This window comes from Burkholderia sp. AU32262 (genome assembly GCF_020419985.1).
Lineage (GTDB): Bacteria > Pseudomonadota > Gammaproteobacteria > Burkholderiales > Burkholderiaceae > Burkholderia > Burkholderia semiarida.
Genome location: NZ_JAIZRS010000006.1, coordinates 165,859 through 180,223, shown reverse-complemented (window position 1 = coordinate 180,223; position 14,365 = coordinate 165,859). Strand labels below are relative to the sequence as shown.

Below are 14,365 nucleotides of genomic sequence, written 5' to 3'. Positions count from 1 at the left end.
GTGCGGCTGTGTGTACACCTGTTCACTTCAAAAAAGAGTACAGTTTCGGCCATTCATCCCGTGCGGATCGCAACTGTGTTGCTGAAGGGAAGTTGAAAGGGAGGCGCGTGAAGCGTTACGAACAACTGGCCGACGATCTCCAGGCGCAGATCGAGCGGGGCGTGTACCGGCCCGGCGAGCGGATTCCGTCGGTGAGGCACGCGAGCCGGCAGCAGCAGCTCAGCGTCACGACCGTGCTGCGCGCGTACCTCGTGCTGGAAAGCCGCGGCCTGATCGAGAGCCGGCCGCAGTCGGGCTATTTCGTGCGGGCGCGCACGGCGGCGCCGGCCGAGGCCGAGCTGCATGTCTCCGCGCCGGCCGCCGAGCCGTCGGCCGTGGACGTGAGCCGGCTCGTGCTGTCGACGCTGCGCTCGATCGCGCGCGACGACGCGGTGCCGCTCGGCTCGCCGTACCCCGACGCATCGCAATTTCCGGTGCAGCGCCTCGCGCGCTATGCGCAGGCGATCGGGCGGCGCCGCACGCGCTGGGGCGTGATCGACGATCTGCCGCCGGGCAACCAGGAGCTGATTCGCCAGATCGCGCGGCGCTATGCGGAGCGCGGGGTCGCGGTCGAGCCGGGCGAGATCGTGATGACGATCGGCGCGACCGAGGCGATCAACCTGTGCCTGCAGGCCGTCGCGAAGCCGGGCGACACGATCGCGGTGGAGTCGCCGACCTTCTACGCGATGCTGCACGCGATCGAGCGGATGGGCATGCGCGCGCTGGAAGTCGCGACGCACCCGGGCGACGGCATCGATCTCGACGCCCTTGAGCGGATTCTCGTGCGCGAGCGCATCGCCGCATGCATGGTGATGCCGAATTTCCAGAATCCGCTCGGCTTCCAGATGCCCGATGCGCGCAAGCGCGCGCTCGTCGAACTGCTCGCGAAGCACGGCGTGCCGGCGATCGAGAGCGACGTCTATCACGAGCTGCACTTCGGCGACACGGCGCCGGGCGCGCTGAAGTCGTTCGATCGCGACGGGCTGGTGCTGCATTGCGCGTCGTTCACGAAGAGCCTGTCGCCGCGCTACCGGATCGGCTGGGCGATGCCGGGCCGTTACCGCGACCAGGTCGAGAAGCTGAAATTCCTGAACACGCTCGCGACGCCCGCGATCGAGCAACTCGCGATCGCCGAGTATCTGAAACACGACGGCTACGATTTTCACCTGCGGCGCATGCGCAAGCTGTATGCGCAGCAGGCGAGCCTGATGAGCGCGATGGTGCGGCGTTTCTTCCCGGAGGGCACGCGGCTGTCGCAGCCGCAGGGCGGGTATGTGCTGTGGGTCGAGCTGCCGCGGCGCGTCGATGCGATGAAGCTGTATACGCTGGCGCTCGCGCAACGGATCACGGTCGGGCCCGGGCACATGTTCTCTGCCGGCACCGATTACCGGCATTTCATCCGGCTCAACTACAGCTACCCGTGGTCGCGGCAGATCGAGGACGCGCTGAAGGTGCTGGGGCGGCTCGCATCGGAGTGCGCGGCGCGTTGAGCGTTGCCGCGCGGCGGATGCGCGTACACGCGCCGCGCGAACTCCGGCAGCACCGCGATCGGGTGGTTGAACAGGTCGGTCTGGATCGTCTCGTCGTCGACCCACGTCGTCGTATCGGTGAAGCAGCACAGTTCGAGCGGAATGCGTGCCGTGAAGGCGGGTCGATCGGCTCCCGAATCGGCTCACCTTTGTGCAGGTGTCCTCTGCATCGAGGTGAAGGCGGGCGGTGAATCCGTATCACCGCAAGCCGGCGTGCGAGCCGGTTGCCGGATGCGGCGTACACAGGGACTTGATCGGCCCGAAGGCATGACGGCAGGCCTTCGCATTTCGATGCGCGCGATCGGCGATCCATGCAATCATGCGGACGTCGCAGGCGTCGTCGGCGTGCCGCGCGCGTTGGCGTGTTGCTCGTCCGGCGATGGTGAGCGAGACGCGACCTCGTCGCGCACCCGTTCGTGGCCCGTCACTTCGACTTCACGCATTTCACGCATGCAAGATTCCAACGAAAGCCGTCCGTCGCGCGTGCGGCTGCTGAAAGGTGTCCTCCCGATCCGTCGCGCGGGCGCCGTCCGCGACATCTTCGCGGGCATGTCGCTCGCGTCGATGGACATCCCGCAGGTGCTCGGCTACGCGCGCATCGCCGGCATGCCGGCCGTCACGGGGCTCTACACGGTGTTCCTGCCGCTCGTTGCGTTCGCGTGCTTCGGCGCGTCGCGCCATCTCGTGGTCGCCGCCGATTCGGCGACCGCGACGATTTTCGCGAGCCGGCTGTCGTCGATGGCGCCGGCCGGCAGCGCCGACTATGCGGCGCTCGCCGGCATGGTCGCGTTGCTGACCGCCGCGATGCTGCTGCTCGCGCGCATCTTCAAGCTCGGCTTTCTCGCCGATTTCCTGTCGCGTACGGTGCTGGTCGGCTTTCTTGCCGGCGTCGGCGTGCAGGTGTCGATCGCGATGCTCGGCGACATGCTCGGCCTGTCCGTGCCGTACCCGGCGTCGCGCAGCCTCGCGCAACTCGACTACGTCGTCACACACCTCGTTCACGCGCACCGGCCGACGCTCGCGCTCGCGGCGCTCGTCGTCGTCGCGATTCTCGTGTGCAAGCGGTTCCTGCCGCGCGTGCCGATGCCGATGATCGCGGTCGCGGGCAGCATCGCCGCGAGCGCCGCGTTCGGCTTCGCCGCGCACGGCATCGCGGTGCTCGGGCCCGTGGCGGGCGGGCTGCCGCCGCTGCGCTGGCCGTCCGTCACGTGGCAGCAGTGCCTCGATCTCGTGCCGGTCGCCGCTTCGTGCTTCGTGATGATCATCGCGCAGAGCGCGGCCGCCGCGCGCGTGTTCGCGCAGCAGTATGGCGAGGACGTCGACACCAATGCCGACATCCTCGGCCTCGCGGCCGCGAACGCGGCGGCGGCGCTCGGCGGTGCGTTCGTCGTCAACGGCAGCCCGACGCAGACGGCGATGGCGGACGGCGCGGGCGTGCGCAGCCAGATCGGGCATCTCGCGTTCGCCGCCGTCGTGGCCGTCGTGCTGCTGTTTTTCAGCCCGTACCTGCAGTATCTGCCGCATGCGGTGCTGGCCGGCATCGTGTTTACGATCGCGCTCGGGCTGATCAACGTGCGCAGCCTCGCGGCGATCCGCCGGGAAAGCCCCGGCGAATTCACGCTCGCGCTGGTCACGGCCGCGGCCGTCGTGACCGTCGGCGTCGAGCAGGGCATCCTGCTGGCCGTCGCGCTGTCGCTGATGCGGCACGTGCGCCACAGCTACCAGCCGCACACGATGGTGCTCGAACCTGTCGCCGGCAACGGGCGGTGGCAGCCGGTACCTACCCGGCGCGGCGCGATGACGGCGCCCGGGCTGATCGTCTACCGGTTCGGCTCCGACCTGTTCTTCGCGAACGATCATCTGTTCGCTGCCGAAGTGACCGCGCTCGTCGATGCGGCGCCGGTGCCGCCGCGCTGGTTCGTCGTCGATGCGGGCGCGATCACCGATGTCGACTATTCGGCCGCGCGTACCTTGATCGATCTCGTCCGGGCGCTGCATGCGCGCGGAATCGGCGTGCTGTTCGGGCGCGTGAACCGCTATCTGCGCGCAGACATGGATCGTCACGGGATCACCGGGGTGGTCGGCGCGTCGTGCATCTTCGCCACGCTGCATCAGGCGCTGGAGGCGGCGGGCACGACGCCCGCGCCGCAGGAGCCGGGTACGGTGTAGGGCCTGCCCCACGAATGCATTTTTCCAAACAGGGGAGCGTGCGTTATTAGCGTGAACAGGCCCTGGCGCCGCGGCGCTACGCGAGCGCGCGCAGCCGTGCGAAACCGTTGCGCAGGCAGCGGGCCAGTTCCGTCGCGGCCGGTGTGTGCTGGCCGCGCGGCACGTGCAGGTTGATCGAGAAATTCGGCAGGGCGGGCAGGCCGCTGCCGGCCGGCAGGATGTCGAGATCGGGCGGCACGGTGGACGCGAGCCAGACGGTCACGGCCAGATCGGCGCGCACGGTCGCGGCCGTGGCATCGAAGCTGCCGTTCTCGAACACGGTGCGCCACGGGCGATCGCAGCCGCGCAGTGCATCGAGCACCGTCGGGCGGAATGCGCAGGTCTGCGCGACCATCGATACCGGCAGCGGCGAGTGCCGATGCGCGGTGCCGCCTTTCGCGCCGACCCACACCAGCCGGTCGACGGCGATGCACTCGCCGCGCGACGATCCGACCGGCGCCTCGATCAGCGCGACGTCGAGGTCACCGTGCGTGAGCCCGCGCCGCAGCTCCGGCGATGCCGCGCACACGAGCGTGAGCGCGACCTGCGGATGCGCGTGGGCATAGCTTCTCAGGATCGGCGCGAGACAGGTGCCGACCAGGTCCTGCGGCGCACCGAGACGCACCGCGCCTTCCACCGCACCGGCGCTCAGGTCGGCGAGCAGCGCATCGTGGACGGCGAGCAGCCGGCGCGCCTGTTCGAGCAGCCGCTCGCCGGCCGCCGTCAGCAGCAGATTGCGATGCTCGCGGACGAACAGCGGGCCCGACAGCATTTCGAGCCGCGCGACCTGCTGGCTGATCGCGCCCTGCGTCAGGTGCAGCGCGTGGCCGGCCGCCGTCATGCTGCGATGATCGGCCACCGAGACGAATGCGCGTAGCAGCGCGAGGTCGAGATTGCGTGCCATGCGTCGCATTATGAATGCTAATGCAAGGCATAAAAAGCTTTCGCTGTCGTAATGCCGGAATCACAGGTAAAAAAGGGGCATCAATAACGACGACCGGGAGCCTTCGTGCCGCTTCACGACTATCTGCCGCTGGTGCTGTTCGTGATCGTGTCCACCGTGACGCCGGGCGGCGCGACGACGCTCGCGACCGCATCGGGCGCGCATTTCGGCTATCGGCGTTCGCTGCCGCTGATGGCGGGCATCGCGGCGGGCCTCGCGTCGATGGCGGCGGCGGCCGCCGCCGGGCTCGGCAGTGTGCTGCTCGCGCTGCCGGCGTTGCAGCTCGCGATGAGGGCGGCCGGTTCGGCGTACCTGATGTGGCTCGCCGTGCGCATCGGACGTGGCGGCAAGCCGCGGCTCGATGCCGACGTGCACCGGCCGCAAGGGTTCGTCAGCGGCGTGTGGATGCTGTGGCACAACCCGAAAGGCTGGGCGATGACGCTCGGCGCGGCCGCGTCGTTCGCGGCGCTCGCGTCGGGGCCGGCGCGGCTCGGCGTGCTGCTCGGCCTTGCATTCGGCGTGGCCGCGATGGTGTCGTTGTCGCTGTGGTGTTTTGCCGGGCTGCTGTTCGCGCGCGTGTTGCGCACGGAGCGGCAGTGGCGTTGGCTGAATGCAGGGCTCGGCGTGCTGCTCGCGGCGTCGATCGTGCCGATGTGGCTGCCGTAGCGAAAGGCCGCGCACGCGGCACGGCCCGTGTTCAGCGTCACCTGGCCGATGCGTTGCGGGCCCGTCGGTTGCCGGCGCCCGCACCGGCCGAGCGCAACGGCAGCCGCAGCGTCGTCACGAAGCTCGCCGCATGCAGCGCGCACAGCAGGCCGAACGCCCACGCATACGCGACGGCCTGCGTGCCGCCCGCCGCGACCGATTCGGCCTGCAGCCGCCACGCGAGAAACAGCGTGCATAGCGTCGTGAACGTCGGGCCGCCGAGCCGCTGCACGATATTGAGCGACGTGGTTGCCATCGGCAGGTTGCGGCGCTCGACCGACGCATACGCGGCGGCGATCGACGGTGCGCCGATCGCACTCTGGCCCATGCCGCGCAGAAACAGCGCCGGTACGAGCACGAGCGGATCGTAGCCGGTCAGCGCGAGGAACACGAACGGCAGCGTGGCGGCGAGTGCGAGCAAGGCGCCGCCGGCGGCGAGCCGGCGTACGCCGAACCGGCTCGTCAGCGCGCCCATCGACGGATAGGTGACGAGCATCCCGAGCCCGAGCGGCGCGAGCAGCCAGCCCATCTCGCCCGGCGAGCGCCCACACGCCTGGATCAGGAACACGGGGATCAGCATCTGGCCGGCGTACAACGCACCGTTCGACAGGAACTGCGTGCCGGCCGCCGCGCCGAACACGCGCGAGCGAAACAGCGCGAGATCGATCAGCGCACGCTCGCCCCGGCGGCGCTCGAAGCGCACGAACGCGACGAGCAAGAGCGCCGAGCCTGCGACCGCCGCGATGCCGGTCATCGCGCCGATCCGCTCGACGCCGTACAGGAACAACACGAGGCCCGGCGACAGCAACGCGAGGCCGATCCAGTCGAGTTCGCGCCGCGGCGCATCGTCCCGGTCGCCGGGCAGGAACCGTACCGCCAGCGCGAGCGCGAGCGCGCCGACGGGCAGGTTCACCAGAAACAGCCAGCGCCACGACGTGTGTTGCAGGATCGCGCCGGCCACGACCGGGCCGAGGATCGGCGCGAGCAGCACCGGCACCGCCGCGTAGCCGATCACGCGCGCCATCTGCTGGCCGGCGACGCGCGCGATCATCATCTGCGCCATCGGCGCGAGCAAACCGCCGCTGACGCCTTGCAGCACGCGAAACGCGATCAGCGACGGCGCGGACCACGCGAGCCCGCACAGCGCCGACGTCAGCGTGAACGCCGAGAAACACCACAGGTACAGCGCCTTCGCGCCGATGCGATCGACGAGCCAGCCGCTCAGCGGCAGCACCAGCGTCAGCGCGAGCAGGTAGCCGCTCGTCACCCACTGGATCGTCGACAGGCTCGCATGCAGGTCGGTCGCGAGGCTCGACAGCGACACGTTGACGATCGTCGCATCGAGTTGCGACAGCAGCGAACCGAGCGTCGCGACCGCGCTGACTTTCCAGATCGACGGATCGAGCCGGCCGGCCGCGCGGCCCGGTGCCGGCCGGATGCGTGGGGCGCTCACGCGCCGCGCCGGTCGAGCAGCGCGACGATGTCCTGCGTCGTGCCCGTCTCGCCGAGGCGCGGGAACAGCCGCTCGACGCTGTTGACGTGCGCGTCGGCATTGAGGTCGGTCATCGCGTCGACGGCGAGCGTCACGTGATAGCCGAGTTCGTGCGCCTGCCGCGCGGTCGATTCGACGCCGATGCTCGTCGCGACGCCGGCCAGCACGATCTGCGTGACGCCGACTGCCTTCAGATGCGCGTCGAGACCGGTGCCGGTGAAGGCGCCCCAGGTGTGCTTCGTCACCACGTGGTCGCCTGGCTGGTGGTTCAGTTCGGGTACGAGTTCGGTCCAGTCGGCGGGAAGTTGCGCCGTGCGCGGCGGTTGCTCGGTGCGGCCCGGCGCGCCGCCCGCGACGTTGACCAGCACGACCGGCAGGCCACGGCTGCGGAATGCGTCGAGCAGTTCGCGGGCGTGCGCGATCACCGGTGCGACCGGGTGCGCGGTGGGGAGGGCGACGATGCCTTTCTGCAGGTCGATGACGACCAGCGCCGTGTTCGTGTCGAGACGGGTTGCGCTCATGATGGGGCTCCGGGGAAAGGGCGAAGAAAGCCGGGCGCGCGCCTGCCGAGCGGCGCACCGGCCGGGTTCATTGCTCACCGATGCGGCGGATCAGCGGGATGGCCGCCGCGAGCGTGTCGATGTCTTGCGGATCGAGTTGTTCGATCGCCGCGCCGAGCCACTTGTGTTTCGCGGCATTGCGCTTGCGCCGCGCGTCGAGGCCGGCCGCGGTGAGTTTGAACAGGATCTGGCGGCCGTCGGTCGGATGCGGCTCGCGCTCGACGAGCGCGTCTTCCTCGAGGCTCGCGAGGATCGCCTTCATCGACTGCGGCTTCATCGCTTCGGCGCGCGCGAGATCGGCGGTCGTCATCGGCCCGTGCCGATCGAGCCGCGCGAGCGCGCTCGTCTGCGACATGCCGAGCCCTCCGGAATCGACCTCGGAGCGCAGCCGGCGGATGAACTGGCCGACCGCGAGGGTCAGGTCGGCGGCGACGGTTTCGGCGGAAACGCCGGGTTTGCGTGGCGGGTTCATGCGGCGAATCTTAGGACACGACAGCTAAACTTGCAAGTTTAGCTGTCGAATTGATCGCCGGCTGGCGACACCGTCAGCACGCGATTACATGCGCCGATGCAGGACCCGTACGACTTCGCTGTATCGCGGGGTCGCGTTTTCGTGCAGCAGATCGCCGAGGTACTGGCCGAGTTCGTCCGCGGCGAGCGCGGATGGAATCTGCAGATTGGCCGGGCGCCGTTTGCCTTCGGCGCCGAGATCGAATACGGCCCAGCGGCCGTCCGTGCGCACGACGGCGAGCAGCCGGCCGAATGCGTTGAAGCGGTATTCGTGCTGCATGGCGTCGCTCCCGTGGCGTGAACGCGCCGGCTGCCCGTACGCGTTTACTGGATCGAACAGGACAGCCAGCGATGGATCCTGATTGCGTCGCTCGAAACGCCGGCACGCGTCGGTGCGCCGAGCAGCACGACCGTTTCGCGGCGGCCTTTCACGCGCATGCGCATCACGACCCCGTGCCCCGATTCGTTGATGAAGCCGGTTTTCTGCAGCCGGATCGGCAGGCGGCGGTAGCGCACGAGCGGGTCGGAATTCACGTACACGAGTTCGCCGTCGCCGGGGCGCACGGTGGTCGACAGATCGGTCGAGAAATAGCGGATCAGCGGATCCCGCGCGGCCGCGCCGACGAGCCGCGCGAGGTCTTCCGCCGTCGACACGTTGTGCGGCGACAGGCCGGTCGGCTCGCGGAAGTGCGTATGCCGCATGCCGAGCTGGCGCGCTTTCCGGTTCATCGCGTTGACGAATGCCGCGCGCCCGCCCGGGTAGTCGCGGCTCAGCGCGGCGGCCGCGCGGTTCTCCGACGACATCAGCGCGATATGGAACATCTCGCGGCGCGACAGTTCCGAGCCGACCTGCAGGCGCGAACCGGTGAACTTGATCGTGTCGCGGTCGCGTGCGGTCACGCGCAGCACGCCGTTCAGCGGCCGATCGGCGTCGCGCGCGACGACGGCCGTCATCAGTTTCGAGATCGACGCGATCGGCCGCACGGTGCGTGCGTGGCGGGCCAGCAGCGGCGTGCCGGAATCGACGTCGAGCACGTAGGCCGCGCGCGAATGCAGCGTCCCGACCGCGCGCGGGGTGTAGCCGCAGCTGGCGAGCAATGTCGGTTTCGCGGCCGGGCGCGGCCGCACGGCGGTCGTGCGTTTCGCGCGCCGCTGCTGCGGCGCGGGTGCCGCGTGGCGTTTGGCCGCCTGATGCGTCACGCGCGAGCGGCGATGCTTGACGGCCTTTTTCTTGCGATGGGGTTGCTTCTTGACGACCTTCGTGTGTGCATGCGGCTGCGCATGGGCGGTGCGATGCGGCTGCACGCGCTGCGCGGACGCATTCGTGGCGAATGCCAGCAGCAGGAACGACAGGGCGAGGATCAGGGTGATCCGGGCGCGAGGCACGCGCGCGATGAGGCCGGTCAAGCGAAAGTCTCCTTTTCACGCGCGATGCGGCTGCGCGGATGCATGGGCGGTCGGCGGGTGCGGGAAATTATACGGTCGATCGCGGAGCGATGACGATTCGATGACGCGCAATGACGCGCGATACGGGAGGATTCCGATCGTTTTCGAATTGTCGGGCAGCGATGCGCGTGGGACAGGACGCGAACAGAAGGCGAGCAGATGTGCGGGTCAGCGCGGCCAGTTTCGCCGCGATACGACCGCAAAAGTGACCGCGATCGAACCCGTCACCGCGCGCGGCGGCGTGTCGTCCAGCGCATCGCCGAAGCGAAAGCGGCGGCCGCGCCCGTCGGTGCGTTCGGTACGACGTTTCGGTGCGCGCGTATCGGCGGCGACGACGCATGCGTTTGCGTCCGCGACATCGCATGGGGGCTCGACTACGCAGTCGGCAGCTTGATCGACGGACATGAAAGTGTATTCCGGGAAGGGCATGTCCGTATTGAACGCCATTGCGTTCGATCGGTAAAATGAATATTTCAATCGTTATGATTCCACGAAAGAATGGAACTGAAGCTGCTGCGCACGTTCCTGACGGTCACCGAGCTGTGCCATTTCAGCCGTGCGGCCGATGCACTGCACATGAGCCAGCCCGCGCTCAGCAAGCAGATCGGCGCACTCGAGGCGAGCCTCGGCGGCAAGCTGTTCGAGCGCGGCCGGCATGGCGCGGAACTCACGCCGTTCGGCGAACGCTTCCTGCCCGACGCGCAGGCGCTCGTGCGCGATGCCGACGAAATCCTGGCGCGCGCGCGGGAAGCGACGAGCGGGCAGCGCGGACATTTGCGGCTCGGCATCTGCCTGTCGGTGCTGACGCTCGTGCCGAAACTGATCGCCGAGTTTCGTCGCTGCAATCCGGGTATCGCGGTGACGCTGAGCGACCTGTCGTCGTCCGAACAGACGCGCCGGCTGCGCGCCGGCAAGCTCGACGCCGGTTTCCTGCGCCTGCCTTCCGACGAAGGCTTGTCGTCGTTCAAGGTGACCGACGAGGCGCTCGCGCTCGCGGTGCCGCCGCATCTCGGCTTCAAGCGCGTGCCGGCCAACCTCGACGTGCTCAATGAAATCGGCTTCATCGCGCTGCAGCGTGCGCGCGGCCCGGGGCTGGCCGCGCAGATCGACCGGTGGTGCGTCGAGCGCCGCTTCGTGCCGCACGTGATGCAGCAGGCGGAAGACGTGCAGTCGGTGCTGACGTCGGTCGCGGCCGGCGTTGGCGTCGCCTTCATCCCGTCGAGCGCGCGGTATCTGCTGCGCGACGCGACGGTGCTGCCGCTCGACGGCCGGGACGCGAAGTGGCGCGTGGGGCTCGCATGGCGGTCCGAGCGCGACGATCCCGTCACCGCGCGTTTCGTGTCGTTCATGCGCGCGGCGCTCAAGGGCGCGTGACGCGGCGTATAGTGTCCGCGATCGTTTTCTCCATGCATGCCGGCCCGACGCCGGCCGACGAACCCGAACCGATGACTTCAGAATCCGACGAATCCCCGCTCGATCCCGCACTCGTCGCCACGCTCGCGACGCTGAACGAAGCCGCGAGCGATCCGGCCGGCAAGACGTGGTCGCTGCCGAAGATCGCGAAGCGCACGCAACTGCCGATGAGCACGCTGCGGCGCGTGCTCACGCAGTTGGACGCAGCAGGCCTGAGCGCGACGACGTTGAACGAGGACGGTACCGGCAGCGCGGCGCTGACCGACGAAGGGCGCGCGGTGTGCGCGCAACTGTTCGGCGCGAACGACGCCCAATGAATGAAAAACGGGCCGCCGATGCGGCCCGTTCATCACCGAACGACGGCAGGTCCGGTCGTGCGGCCCGCGCGGGTAGTGCACGGGCCGGCACGCCGTCATCGGTGCGACATCAGAACCACTGCTTGTAGCGGCGCACGTAGATCGTCTTGACGATCTGCGCGAGCACGATGTAGCCGACCATCGTCGCGGCGAGCCACAGCCAGTAGGTGCTCGGCAGGTGCATGAAGCCGATCGCCTCCGCGAACGGCGAGAACGGCAGCCAGCAGCCGATCGCGATCGCGGTGAAGGTCGACAGCAGCACCGGCAGCGACGCCGTGCTTTGCAGGAACGGGATCTTCTGCGTGCGCAGCAGATGCACGACGAGCGTCTGCGACACGAGACTCTCGATGAACCAGCCCGAATTCATCACGATCTGGCCGCTCGCGCCGCCGTTCAGGTGATACAGCGCGCCCGCGCCGAACACGGTCCACATCAGGACGTACGTCGTGATGTCGAACACCGACGACGTGGGCCCGACCCACAGCATGAAGCGGCCGATGTTGCCGGCTTCCCACTTGCGCGGCTTCTTCAGGAACTCGGGGTCCATCCTGTCCCACGGCAGCAGCATCTGCGACGTGTCGTAGATCAGGTTCAGCACGAGCAGTTGCGTCGCGAGCATCGGCTCCCACGGCAGGAACGCGCTGGCGACGAGCACCGAGAACACGTTGCCGAAGTTCGAGCTGGCCGTCATGTTCAGGTACTTCAGGATGTTGCCGAACGTCTCGCGGCCCTTGATCACGCCTTCCTCCAGCACCATCAGGCTCTTTTCGAGCAGGATGATGTCGGCGGTTTCCTTCGCGATGTCGGCGCCGCTGTCGACCGAGATGCCGACGTCCGCGTCGCGCAGCGCGGGCGCATCGTTGATCCCGTCGCCGAGGAAGCCGACCGTGTGGCCGTTCGCCTGCAGCGCCTTGACGATGCGCGCCTTCTGCAGCGGCGTGAGCTTCGCGAACACGGTCGTGCGTTCGACCGCCTGCGCGAGCGTCGCATCGTCGAGCGCATCGATTTCCGTACCGAGCATCGGCTTGCCCGGGGCGAGGCCGACCTGGCGGCACACCTTCATCGTGACGGTCGCGTTGTCGCCCGTCAGCACCTTCACCGCGACGCCGTTCTCGCGCAGCGCGGCGAGCGCCGGCGCGGCCGATTCCTTCGGCGGATCGAGGAAGGTCAGGAAGCCGCGCACGACGAGATCACGTTCGTCGGCGGTGCGGTATTGCGCGCGTTCGTCGCCGCGCGGGATCGTGCGCGTCGCAAGCACGAGCACGCGGAAGCCGTCCTCGTTGTACGCGGTGGCTTGTTCGAGCAATCGCTTGCGCGCGACGAAGTCGAGCGGGCGCACGCCATCTTCGTCCTGCACGTGCGTGGAGACCGCCAGCATTTCCTCGACCGCGCCCTTGCAGATCAGCAGATGCGTGCCGCGCGTGTCCTCGACGACGACCGACAGGCGGCGCCGCACGAAATCGAACGGCAGTTCGTCGATCTTCTTGTAACCCTGCGGCTTCACGCGTTCGCCGATCTCGTCGGCGCGCGCGACGACCGCGATGTCGATCAGGTTCTTCTGGCCGCTCTGGTGGAAGCTGTTCAGCCAGCCGAGCCGCAGGATGTCCTCGTTCTTGTGACCGGACAGATCGAGGTGGTGTTCGAGGATGATCTTGTCCTGCGTGAGCGTGCCGGTCTTGTCGGTACAGAGTACGTCCATCGCGCCGAAGTTCTGCACCGAGTTCAGCCGCTTGACGACGACCTTGCGGCGCGCCATCGCGACCGCGCCGCGCGCGAGGTTCGCGCTGACGATCATCGGCAGCATCTCGGGCGTGAGGCCCACGGCCACCGCGAGCGCGAACGTGAGGGCACTCAGCCAGTCGCCCTTGGTCAGGCCGTTGATCATGAACACGATCGGCACCATCACGAACATGAACTTGATCAGCAGCCAGCTCACGCTCGCCACCCCGCGGTCGAAGCTCGTCTCGATGCGCTTGTGGCTCACGACGTTGCGCGCGAGCGAGCCGAAGTACGTGTCCTCGCCGGTCGCGACGACGACCGCCGTCGCCGTGCCGCTGACGACGTTGGTGCCCATGAAGCAGACGTTCTCGAGATCGAGCGGCGACGCCGGTGCGTCGTTGGCCGCGCCGGCCGCGGGCGCGCCTGCGGATTTGCCGGCCACCGCGCCGAGCGTGTCGTACTTCTCGACCGGCAGCGCCTCGCCGGTCAGCACGGCCTGGCTGATGAACAGGTCGCGCGACGCGAGCAGGCGCACGTCGGCGGGGATCATGTCGCCGGCGGACAGATGCACGATGTCGCCGACGACGACCTCGCGCATCGGCACTTCGCGGCGCGACGGCTCGGCCGCATCGGTCACCGCGCGCTGCACGGTGGCCGTCGTGCGGACCATCGCCTTGAGCTTCTCGGCCGCGCGCAGCGAACGGAATTCCTGCACGAAGCGCAGCAGCGCGCTGATCGTGACCATCGTCAGCAGGATCGTCATGCCGACGTAATCGCGATCGTCGGGCGCCGCGAAGTAGACGTCGGTAAAGAAGCTGATGGCGGCCAGCACCAGCAGCACGTAGACGAACGGGTTGTGGAACGAGAGCAGCAACTGGCGAGTCCAGTGCGGAGGCTTGTCGTGCGCGATTTCGTTCGGGCCGTCATGCTGCAGGCGGTCGGCGGCCTGATCGTAGGTGAGGCCGCGCGTGCTGGTGCGCAGCGACTTCAGCGTGTCTTCGAGCGGGCGGGCCGCTTCCCGCGCGGCGCGCATGATGCGCGGTTCGTTCTGCTGGCCGGCGCCGGCCTTGATGAAGCCGCGCTGTTTGTTGTGCGAGGTGTTGTGTCGTGTCGTCATGAGTCGCTCCTTGCGCACGAGGCGGCGGGCGGGGAGCGGCCGTGACGTTATCGACGCACGAACGCTCCCCGCCGCGTCGCGTCAGGCGCGATCGGCTGTGGATCGGTAAAGGCGGGAACGCTCGCCGGCGCGCGCGAGGCGCACGGCGTGTCGATGCGCGGCGTCGCACCGGCGAGCGGTAATCGACTACTGTCGTCTGAGTTCATCTGCACTCCTGTCGGTTGCGAATGGTCGGCACGGGCGATCGGCAGCGGCGCGCGCCACGAGGCGCGCGGCCGGACGGCACGCGAACGGAGGGCGCACGCGGCTGGCGCCGCGCGCGGCACGA

At 68.7% G+C, this 14,365-nt stretch carries 13 protein-coding genes and 1 pseudogene; 5 read left to right on the top strand and 9 right to left on the bottom strand.

Features of this window, described 5'->3' with window-relative positions; all coding sequences use genetic code 11:
- Positions 1 to 107 precede the first annotated feature (107 nt).
- On the top strand, positions 108 to 1,529 hold the full coding sequence (locus LGN10_RS09400; RefSeq protein WP_226223006.1) for a PLP-dependent aminotransferase family protein: 1,422 nt from the start codon (positions 108 to 110) through the stop codon (positions 1,527 to 1,529).
- Here the strand turns inward: LGN10_RS09400 and LGN10_RS09395 are convergent.
- Positions 1,454 to 1,690: pseudogene (locus tag LGN10_RS09395) on the bottom strand (hypothetical protein); the annotation flags it as partial. The gene LGN10_RS09400 and the pseudogene LGN10_RS09395 sit on opposite strands and share 76 nt — an antisense overlap.
- Before the next feature lie 328 nt (positions 1,691 to 2,018).
- Here LGN10_RS09395 and LGN10_RS09390 point away from each other — a divergent pair.
- Positions 2,019 to 3,737 carry a SulP family inorganic anion transporter gene (locus tag LGN10_RS09390; RefSeq protein ID WP_124862193.1) on the top strand — a complete coding sequence of 573 codons (1,719 nt, stop codon included), beginning with the start codon at positions 2,019 to 2,021 and terminating at the stop codon, positions 3,735 to 3,737.
- A 76-nt stretch (positions 3,738 to 3,813) separates the two neighbouring features.
- On the opposite strand, the gene LGN10_RS09385 is transcribed toward LGN10_RS09390, so the two are convergent.
- Positions 3,814 to 4,689: a LysR substrate-binding domain-containing protein gene (locus tag LGN10_RS09385; RefSeq protein WP_059584992.1), complete on the bottom strand. Its 876-nt coding sequence runs from the start codon at positions 4,687 to 4,689 to the stop codon at positions 3,814 to 3,816.
- A gap of 96 nt (positions 4,690 to 4,785) precedes the next feature.
- On the opposite strand from LGN10_RS09385, the gene LGN10_RS09380 reads away from it, so the two are divergent.
- A complete protein-coding gene (locus LGN10_RS09380; RefSeq protein WP_226223004.1) occupies positions 4,786 to 5,385 on the top strand; it encodes a LysE family translocator in 600 nt (199 codons plus the stop codon).
- A gap of 37 nt (positions 5,386 to 5,422) precedes the next feature.
- Here LGN10_RS09380 and LGN10_RS09375 read toward each other — a convergent pair whose 3' ends face one another.
- The 6 genes from LGN10_RS09375 to LGN10_RS09350 all read right to left on the bottom strand — a co-directional run bounded on the left by LGN10_RS09375 (position 5,423) and on the right by LGN10_RS09350 (position 9,879).
- On the bottom strand, positions 5,423 to 6,877 hold the full coding sequence (locus tag LGN10_RS09375; RefSeq protein ID WP_226222995.1) for a DHA2 family efflux MFS transporter permease subunit: 1,455 nt from the start codon (positions 6,875 to 6,877) through the stop codon (positions 5,423 to 5,425).
- A complete protein-coding gene (locus LGN10_RS09370; RefSeq protein WP_226222993.1) occupies positions 6,874 to 7,437 on the bottom strand; it encodes an isochorismatase family protein in 564 nt (187 codons plus the stop codon). Before LGN10_RS09370 ends, LGN10_RS09375 begins: the two co-directional genes overlap by 4 nt.
- A 67-nt stretch (positions 7,438 to 7,504) precedes the next feature.
- The gene (locus tag LGN10_RS09365; RefSeq protein WP_226222991.1) at positions 7,505 to 7,948 is read right to left on the bottom strand and encodes a MarR family winged helix-turn-helix transcriptional regulator; all 444 of its coding nucleotides are present in this window, start codon (positions 7,946 to 7,948) and stop codon (positions 7,505 to 7,507) included.
- Positions 7,949 to 8,032: 84 nt separating this feature from the next.
- Complete coding sequence (locus tag LGN10_RS09360) at positions 8,033 to 8,266, bottom strand: hypothetical protein (RefSeq protein ID WP_124862178.1); 234 nt, start codon at positions 8,264 to 8,266, stop codon at positions 8,033 to 8,035.
- Positions 8,267 to 8,310: 44 nt separating this feature from the next.
- The gene (locus LGN10_RS09355; protein ID WP_226222989.1) at positions 8,311 to 9,393 is read right to left on the bottom strand and encodes a serine hydrolase; all 1,083 of its coding nucleotides are present in this window, start codon (positions 9,391 to 9,393) and stop codon (positions 8,311 to 8,313) included.
- Between the two features lie 207 nt (positions 9,394 to 9,600).
- Positions 9,601 to 9,879, bottom strand: coding sequence for a hypothetical protein (locus tag LGN10_RS09350; RefSeq protein ID WP_226222987.1), 279 nt, complete (start codon positions 9,877 to 9,879; stop codon positions 9,601 to 9,603).
- A gap of 51 nt (positions 9,880 to 9,930) precedes the next feature.
- On the opposite strand from LGN10_RS09350, the gene LGN10_RS09345 reads away from it, so the two are divergent.
- Positions 9,931 to 10,806, top strand: coding sequence for a LysR family transcriptional regulator (locus LGN10_RS09345; RefSeq protein WP_059585000.1), 876 nt, complete (start codon positions 9,931 to 9,933; stop codon positions 10,804 to 10,806).
- Between the two features lie 71 nt (positions 10,807 to 10,877).
- On the top strand, positions 10,878 to 11,162 hold the full coding sequence (locus tag LGN10_RS09340) for a transcriptional regulator (protein WP_071332416.1): 285 nt from the start codon (positions 10,878 to 10,880) through the stop codon (positions 11,160 to 11,162).
- A gap of 109 nt (positions 11,163 to 11,271) precedes the next feature.
- Here LGN10_RS09340 and mgtA read toward each other — a convergent pair whose 3' ends face one another.
- Complete coding sequence (mgtA, locus tag LGN10_RS09335; protein ID WP_226222985.1) at positions 11,272 to 14,037, bottom strand: magnesium-translocating P-type ATPase; 2,766 nt, start codon at positions 14,035 to 14,037, stop codon at positions 11,272 to 11,274.
- Positions 14,038 to 14,365 lie beyond the last annotated feature (328 nt).

Excerpts from the sequence above, each read along its gene's own strand:
- LGN10_RS09340 (WP_071332416.1), top strand. The coding sequence starts at position 10,878 with ATGACTTCAGAATCCGACGAATCCCCGCTCGATCCCGCACTCGTCGCC.
- LGN10_RS09365 (WP_226222991.1), bottom strand. The coding sequence starts at position 7,948 with ATGAACCCGCCACGCAAACCCGGCGTTTCCGCCGAAACCGTCGCCGCC.
- mgtA (WP_226222985.1), bottom strand. The coding sequence starts at position 14,037 with ATGACGACACGACACAACACCTCGCACAACAAACAGCGCGGCTTCATC.
- LGN10_RS09345 (WP_059585000.1), top strand. The coding sequence starts at position 9,931 with ATGGAACTGAAGCTGCTGCGCACGTTCCTGACGGTCACCGAGCTGTGC.
- LGN10_RS09385 (WP_059584992.1), bottom strand. The coding sequence starts at position 4,689 with ATGCGACGCATGGCACGCAATCTCGACCTCGCGCTGCTACGCGCATTC.
- LGN10_RS09350 (WP_226222987.1), bottom strand. The coding sequence starts at position 9,879 with ATGGCGTTCAATACGGACATGCCCTTCCCGGAATACACTTTCATGTCC.
- LGN10_RS09390 (WP_124862193.1), top strand. The coding sequence starts at position 2,019 with ATGCAAGATTCCAACGAAAGCCGTCCGTCGCGCGTGCGGCTGCTGAAA.
- LGN10_RS09370 (WP_226222993.1), bottom strand. The coding sequence starts at position 7,437 with ATGAGCGCAACCCGTCTCGACACGAACACGGCGCTGGTCGTCATCGAC.
- LGN10_RS09360 (WP_124862178.1), bottom strand. The coding sequence starts at position 8,266 with ATGCAGCACGAATACCGCTTCAACGCATTCGGCCGGCTGCTCGCCGTC.